Raw genomic sequence first — 7,006 nt, 5'->3', positions numbered from 1 at the left:
CCCGGCAGCCGCGGCGCCCGCGCCCGAAGGGGTCACGTGGGCGGTGCGGCCCGCCGGTCCCAAGGGCCCCAACGGACGCGACTACTTCGTCTACTCGGTGTCGCCCGGCCAGACCGTCACCGACAAGGTGTCGGTGACGAACCTGAGCGACGACACCCGGACCTTCAGCGTCTACGCGACCGACGCGTTCAACACCGCCGACGGCTCGTTCGCCCTGCTCACCGCCGCGCAGAAGCCCACCGGCGTCGGGACGTGGATCGACTTCGCGAAGAAGTCGTACAAGGTGCCGCCAGGAAAGACCGCCGACATCCCGTTCACGCTGACCGTCCCGCACGACGCGACGCCCGGCGACCACGGCGGCGGCATCGTCGCGTCCGTCGCGCGGCGCGAGGCGACCACGGGCGGACGGACGGTGAACGTCGACCGGCGCGTCGCCGCCCGCGTCTACCTGCGGGCGGCCGGACCGCTGCGCCCCGGCCTGCAGATCTCCGCGCTCCGCACCGGGTACGCGTCCGAGTCCCTCGGCGCGGGCCGCATGGACGTGACGTACACGGTGCGGAACACGGGGAACGTGCGGGTCACGGCGCTCGCGAAGGTCAGCGCCCAGGGGCCCTTCGGCGTCGCGCTCGGCGAACCCGCCGAACGCCGCGTCCCCGAACTGCTGCCGGGCGGCAGCTACACGTTCCGCGAACGGCTCGGCGACGTCGCGCCCGCCGGGCGGCTCACCGCCTCGGTGCTGCTGTCGGCGACCGACCCGCGCAGCGGCGGCCCGGTGGCCGCGCGCCCGATCGTCCGGCGGGCGTCGCTGTGGCACGTCCCGTGGACGGCGGGCGTCGCCGTCGTCCTCGCGGCCGCCGCCGCGGTCGTGCTCGTCCGGCGGCGGAGGGCGGTCAAGTGAAGATCGTCACTGCGGCTCTCGCGCTCTCCTCGCTGTTCCTGGCGGCGCCCGCCGAACCGCGCGGGCGCGAAGACCGGGAGGCGGTCGACCCCGGCGAGCGCGTCACCGTCGAACTCACCGGCTGGCCCGCCGGGAACGTACTGGCCGAACTGTGCGGAAACCGGGCGCGGCGCGGGACGGTCGACTGCGCGGTCGGCGCGTCGGCGGGCACGTACGTCCGCGAAGGCAAGGCCGCGACGGTCGTCCTGACGGCCGCGAAGCCGCCGGTCGCGTGCCCGTGCGTGATCGCCGTCCGTCCCGTGACGGGCGGCGCGGCCCGGACCGTCCCGATCGAGGTGACGGGCGTGCGGACGTCCGCGTCCGCCGCGGAACCCGCCACCGGACGGGCGCCCGCGCGGCGGCTCACCGCGACGAAGGTGTCGGTGACCGGCGGCGGACCCGGCCCCGGCTGGCTCGCCGGCACCGCCCGCCGCACCCTGCGGGTGACGCTGCGCAACAACGGCACCGCGACGCTCACCGACCCGCCGCTCACCCTCACCGCCGGACGCGGCGACCAGCCCGCGCGCATCGTCGACGCCCCGCCCCTCGGCGTCCTCGAACCGGGCGCCGAACGCACCTACGACATCCCGGTCGTCCTGGACGCCCCCGCGTTTGGCCGCTACACGATCCGCGGAGAGATCGCCGGGCTGGACGAACCCATCGCCTTCACCGCCGAGACCGCCTCGTACCCGTGGGCGTTCCCGATCCTGGGCGCGCTGCTCGTCCCGGTGCCGCTCCTGACGGCGCGCCGCCGCCGCACGACCCGCGTGCCGGGACGTCCGGTCGCGGGCGCGGTTCCCGTCGCCGCCGCCGCCGACCGTCCGGCCCGCACGCCGAACCAGACCGTGGCGGCGAACATCGCGTGGTGGACGCGCGCACGCGGGCTCACCCCCGAACGCGTCGCCGAGGCGCTCACCGCCCGCACCGGCCGTCCCCGCACCGTCGCGGACCTGCCGCCCCGCGCGTCCGAATGCCCCTTCGACCCCGATACCCTCGACGCCCTGAGCCGCATCCTCGACGTCCCGGTCGCCGCGCTGCTCCTCCCGGCCCCGAACGATTCGCATAGCGGCGAACGTGTGCTAAGCTGAGTGAAAGTTGCGGTACCCATAGACTCTTGCATGCGCCTGAGGGTTTCCACCTCGGGCGCATTTTTGTTGATCTGGATTCTCCGGATGGGTTCGACGCGGCGTTCCCGAGCCCGCAAGGTGCGGGCCGGGGCAAGATCCAGAAGGAGACGGCCATGGCCACCGGCACCGTTAAGTGGTTCAACTCGGAAAAGGGCTTCGGCTTCATCGCGCAGGACGACGGCGGCGCCGACGTCTTCGCCCACTACAGCAACATCGCCGCTCAGGGCTTCCGTGAGCTGGTCGAGGGCCAGAAGGTGACCTTCGACGTCACCCAGGGCCAGAAGGGCCTGCAGGCCGAGAACATCGTCATCAACTGAACGATGTGACTGAACAGGTTCGCTGACGAGCCCCGGGCATCACGCCCGGGGCCCGTTTGCTTTTCCCGCCCCAGAGCCCCGGAGCCCGCGAACCCCGGAGCCCGGGAACCCCCGCACGCACCGACCCGCGCCGCCGCCCGTCCGGCTCCCGTCCCGGCCGCCCTCGCGAACTCGGTCGGCGGCATGACGGCGTCCACGCCCCGCCGAACCGAGCCGAGCCGGGGCCGTCGCCGCCGGATCGACCGGCCGAGGACACGCGCGCCTCCCCGATCCACCACCGCGCCGCCGCCGAACGACGCCGACGCGCCGTCCGGCCCCGCTGCGACATCCCGCTCCCCTGCGGCACACGTGCGGGCCAGCCCGCCGACGCCACGCCGACGTCCCGGCCCCCGCTGCGGTATCACGCTCCCCCCTGGCACACGTGCGGCCCTGGCCTGCCGCCCCCGCCACGTCTCGGGCCGCGCGCCGGCAGCGCCGCGGCCATCTGCTCGACCATGTGCAGCGGCGCGGCCCCGCCTTGCTCGGCCCCGAGATCACCACGCCCGCCGCGTTCCCCGTGTCCCGGCCACCGCGCGCCAGTGCCGCCTTCAGCCGTCTGACCTCCTCCTTTCCTGCTTCGGCATGTCCGGGCCACTGGCGGCCGTGTCGGCCGTGTCGGCCTGCGGTCATGCCGCGCGCGTCCGCCGGCCACGGCGTCCAGGACGACCGCGTCGGCGTCTCCTTCACCGGCAAGATGGATGGTTATGATAATGATTATCGCTATCGCCCATCTTGGGGCGTTACGTCGGGCGAGCGAAGGAGACCCATGCGCGAGGCACCCCCCGCGTCCCTGTCCGTCGACGAAGTGGTGGAGACCGTCGCGGAGGTGCTCGGCCTCCCCCTGACGGCGGTCGATCCCGACACCGCGCTCACCCGGCTCGGTCTCGAATCGTTCACGGCCGTCCGGCTGCGGCGCCGACTCGGCGACCTCGGGCTCGAACTGCCGATGGCGGCGTTCCTCGGCGATGCGACCGCCCGCACCATCGCCGCCGGAGATCCACCGCCGCCGCCCGTCCCCGCCGATCCCCCGGACGACGACGCCACCGACACCCTCGACCGCGCGACCGGTTCGGGATCGGCCGGCTTCCCCCTGACCGCCCTGCAGACCGCGTACTGGATCGGGCGGAACGACGGTTTCCCACTCGGGGGCGTCGCGACGTTCTACTACCGCGAATACGACCGGCACCCGGGTCCGGACGGTGCGGAAACCGACCTCGATCGGCTCGTGCAGGCGTGGAATCGGCTCGTGGTGCATCACCCGATGCTGCGGATGGTCGTGGGACGGGACGGCCTGCAAGCGATCATCGAGGACCCGGGCCCCTACGAGTTCACGATCGAGGACCTGCGGGGCGCCGCGCCCCACGAGGCGGACTCGCGCCTCGACGAGATGCGCGCGGCCCGATCGCACCAGGTGCGTCCCGCCGACACGTGGCCGCTGTTCGACATCGCGGCGGCGTTCCTCCCCGACGGACGGACGCGCCTGTTCGTCGGCATCGACGTCCTGGCACTCGACCTCGCGGGATGGATGCAGGTCATCGCCGAGTGGGGCACCCTGGTCGACGCCCCGGACACCGAACTCCCGACGGCGCCCGTGACGTTCCCCGAGCTGGTGCGGCGCCGGCTGGCGGACCCGGGCGAGGAGGCGCGGCGGGAGCGCGATCGGGCGTACTGGGCGGGACGGTCGCTGCCGCCGGGGCCCGCGCTGCCGTGGACGGCCGAGCTCGCGGACGTCCGGCGGCACCGGTTCGAGCGGTGGCCCGCCGAGTTGGACGCGGACGAGTGGGCGGGGCTGCGGGAGCGGGCGGCCGCGCGCGGGCTGAGCCCGACGGGGGTGCTGCTGGCCGCGTTCGGTTACGTGCTGACCCGCTGGAGCACAAGCGGCGCTTCCACGGAAGCGTTCGCGGAAGCGTTCGCGCTGAACACGACCCTGTTCGATCGTCCCGACGAGCCGGAGCTGGCGCATCTGGTCGGCGACTTCACGTCGACGGTCCTGGTCGAGATCCCCGAGCCGGATCCGCGCGGGGCGGACGGCTTCGCCGCGTTCGCCGCGCGCGTCAACCGGCGGTTCTGGACGGACATGGAGCATCGGGCCGTCGCGGGCGTCGAGGTGACGGAGGCGGGGCGGGACGGCGGCGTCACGCCGGTGCATCCGGTCGTGTTCACCAGCGGCGTGGGGCTGTCGGGGTCCGGGCGACCTCCGGCGGCGTGGCTCGGCGACGAGGTGTTCGGGGTGTCGCAGACGCCGCAGGTCGCGCTCGACCACATCGTGCACGACGAGGGCGGGCGGCTGCGGGTGGCGTGGGACACGGTCGAGGGTCTGCTCCCGGACGGGTTCGCGGCGGGGATGCGGGACGCGCACCTGCGGCTGCTGCGGGCCCTGGCCTCCGACGACGCCGCGTGGACCGATCCCGCGCTCGGCTGGGACCCGTCGTTCCTGCCCGCCGAGCCCCTGGACGTCCGGCCGTTCGGCGACGCGGGCCCGCTCCTGGACGATCCGTTGCGTGCGGCGGCCGCGCGGGCCCCGGGCGACGCGGCGCTGCTCGACGCGTCCGGCGGGGAGGTGACGCACGGCGTGCTGGCGGAGCGGACGGGCCGGATCGGGGCGGCGCTCGCCGGGCACGGCGTCGGCCCCGGCGATCTGGTCGCGGTCTCGTTCGAGAAGGGCGCCGACCAGGTCGCGGCGCTGCTGGTGGTGTGCGCGGCGGGCGCCGGTTACGTCCCGGTCGAGCCCGGGTGGCCCGCGGAGCGGGTCGCGGCCGTGTGCGCGCAGGCCGGGATCGTCCACGCCGTGGTCGCGGACGGCGCGGTCGGCGGCTGGCCGGACGCGGTGCGCCCGCACACCCTGTCGTCCCTGCTCGGCGCGGCGCCCGGGACGCCGAAGCGGCCCCGCCCGGACGACCTCGCCTACGTCATCTTCACGTCCGGTTCGACCGGACGCCCGAAGGGCGTGGCGATCGAGCACCGCGCGGCGCGGACCACGATCGACGACCTGGTCGACCGGTTCCCGATCCGCCCGGACGATCGGGTCCTCGGCCTGTCGGCGTTCAGCTTCGACCTGTCGGTGCACGACGTGTTCGGGGTGATGGGCGCGGGCGCGGCGCTGGTCCTGCCCGCCCCGGACCGGCAGCGCGACCCCGGGCACTGGCTCGACCTGCTGGAACGCCATCGCGTGACGGTGTGGAACACGGCGCCCGCGCTGCTGGAGATGCTGGTCGAGTACGCGGAGATCGAGCCGGAGCGGGCGCGGCGGGCGCTGGCGCCGCTGCGGGTGGTGTTCCTGTCGGGCGACTGGATCCCGATCACGCTGCCGACCGGGTGCGGGCGCTGGCGCCGGACGCGGAGGTGGTGAGCCTCGGCGGCGCGACGGAGGCGTCGATCTGGTCGATCTGCCATCGGATCGGCGAGGTCGATCCGGAGTGGCCGAGCATCCCGTACGGGCGGGCGCTGCGCGGCCAGTCGTTTCACATCCTGGACGAGCGGGGCCGCCCGGTGCCGGTCGGGACGCCCGGCGAGCTGCACATCGGCGGGGACGGCTTGGCCCGCGGCTACGTGGGCGACGAGCGGCAGACGGCGGAACGGTTCGTCGTCGATCCGGTCCTCGGCCGCCTCTACCGGACGGGCGACCTCGGGCGCTGGCGGACCGACGGCACGATCGAGTTCCTCGGCCGCCTGGACCGCCAGGTGAAGATCCGCGGGCATCGCATCGAGCTCGGCGAGGTCGAGTCGGTGCTGGACCGGGCGCCGGGCGTCCGGCATTCGGTGGCGCTGTCGGTGCCGGGACCGGACGGGCGGCCGCGGCTGGTCGCGTTCGTCGCGGGCCCGGCCGCGCCGCCGGACGAACGGCTGGTCGCGCACCTGCTCGAACGCGTGCCGGAGTACATGGTGCCGAGCCGGTTCGTGCGCGTCGACGCCTTCCCGGTCACGGCGAACGGAAAGGTCGACTACCAGGCGCTGCCGAACCCGTACCGGCGTGCGGCGGCGGCACCGCCCGTCCGGACGCCGGAGGCGGCACCGGCCGCGGACGCGCCCGACGCGGACGACTTGGCCGCGCTGATCCGGCGGGCCGGGGAGGACGGCCTCGACGTCACGCTCCGGCTCGGCGCCGGTGCCCTGCCGCCGGCGCGCGCGCTCGCGGCGCGGGACTGTGGTCGGAGCGGCTCCGGGCCGCCGCGGCGGGCGGCGGCCTCGCGCTCGCCGACGCCCTCAACGCCGGACGCGCTGATCGAACTGGCCGCGACCGACGAGCGCCCCCGGCCGAGGCGACGGCGCCCGCGGCGGACCCGGACGCCGAACGGGTCATCGCGGACGTGCTCGGCGAGCTCCTCGACGGTGCGCCCGTCGACGTCACCACACCGTTCTTCCAGCTCGGCGCGACGTCGCTCGTCCTCGTGCGCGCCCACGGCCGGTTGCACGAACTCCTCGATCCGGGCCTGGCCGTCGTCGACATGTTCGCCCACCCGACCGTCCGGCGGCTCGCCGCGCACATCGCGTCGCGCCGCACCGCCCCCGCGCCACCGGCCGTCCCGTCCGCGCCCGCGCCCGCGCCGCCGGACGTCCCGTCCGTCCGGGCGGCCGCGCGGCTGCGG

The 7,006-nt window shown here is 75.2% G+C and carries 4 protein-coding genes and 1 pseudogene; all 5 read left to right on the top strand.

Annotated elements, in window-relative coordinates:
- Positions 1–898: WxL protein peptidoglycan domain-containing protein (locus tag BJF79_RS28610; RefSeq protein WP_075902019.1), on the top strand; the 898-nt coding region annotated here is incomplete at its 5' end.
- The gene (locus BJF79_RS28605; protein ID WP_075902017.1) at positions 895–2,025 is read left to right on the top strand and encodes a hypothetical protein; all 1,131 of its coding nucleotides are present in this window, start codon (positions 895–897) and stop codon (positions 2,023–2,025) included. The genes BJF79_RS28610 and BJF79_RS28605, both read left to right, overlap by 4 nt.
- Before the next feature lie 152 nt (positions 2,026–2,177).
- Complete coding sequence (locus BJF79_RS28600; protein ID WP_075902015.1) at positions 2,178–2,381, top strand: cold-shock protein; 204 nt, start codon at positions 2,178–2,180, stop codon at positions 2,379–2,381.
- A gap of 667 nt (positions 2,382–3,048) precedes the next feature.
- Positions 3,049–6,471 (top strand): annotated as a pseudogene (locus BJF79_RS28595) (AMP-binding protein); the annotation flags it as partial.
- 256 nt (positions 6,472–6,727) lie between these two features.
- Positions 6,728–7,006 (top strand): acyl carrier protein (locus BJF79_RS67400; RefSeq protein WP_410050153.1); only part of this gene is annotated, 279 nt, incomplete at its 3' end.

It is taken from the genome of Actinomadura sp. CNU-125 (genome assembly GCF_001942465.1).
Lineage (GTDB): Bacteria > Actinomycetota > Actinomycetes > Streptosporangiales > Streptosporangiaceae > Spirillospora.
Note: the sequence above shows the minus strand (reverse complement) of the source record. Positions and strands in the feature narration are given on the sequence as shown.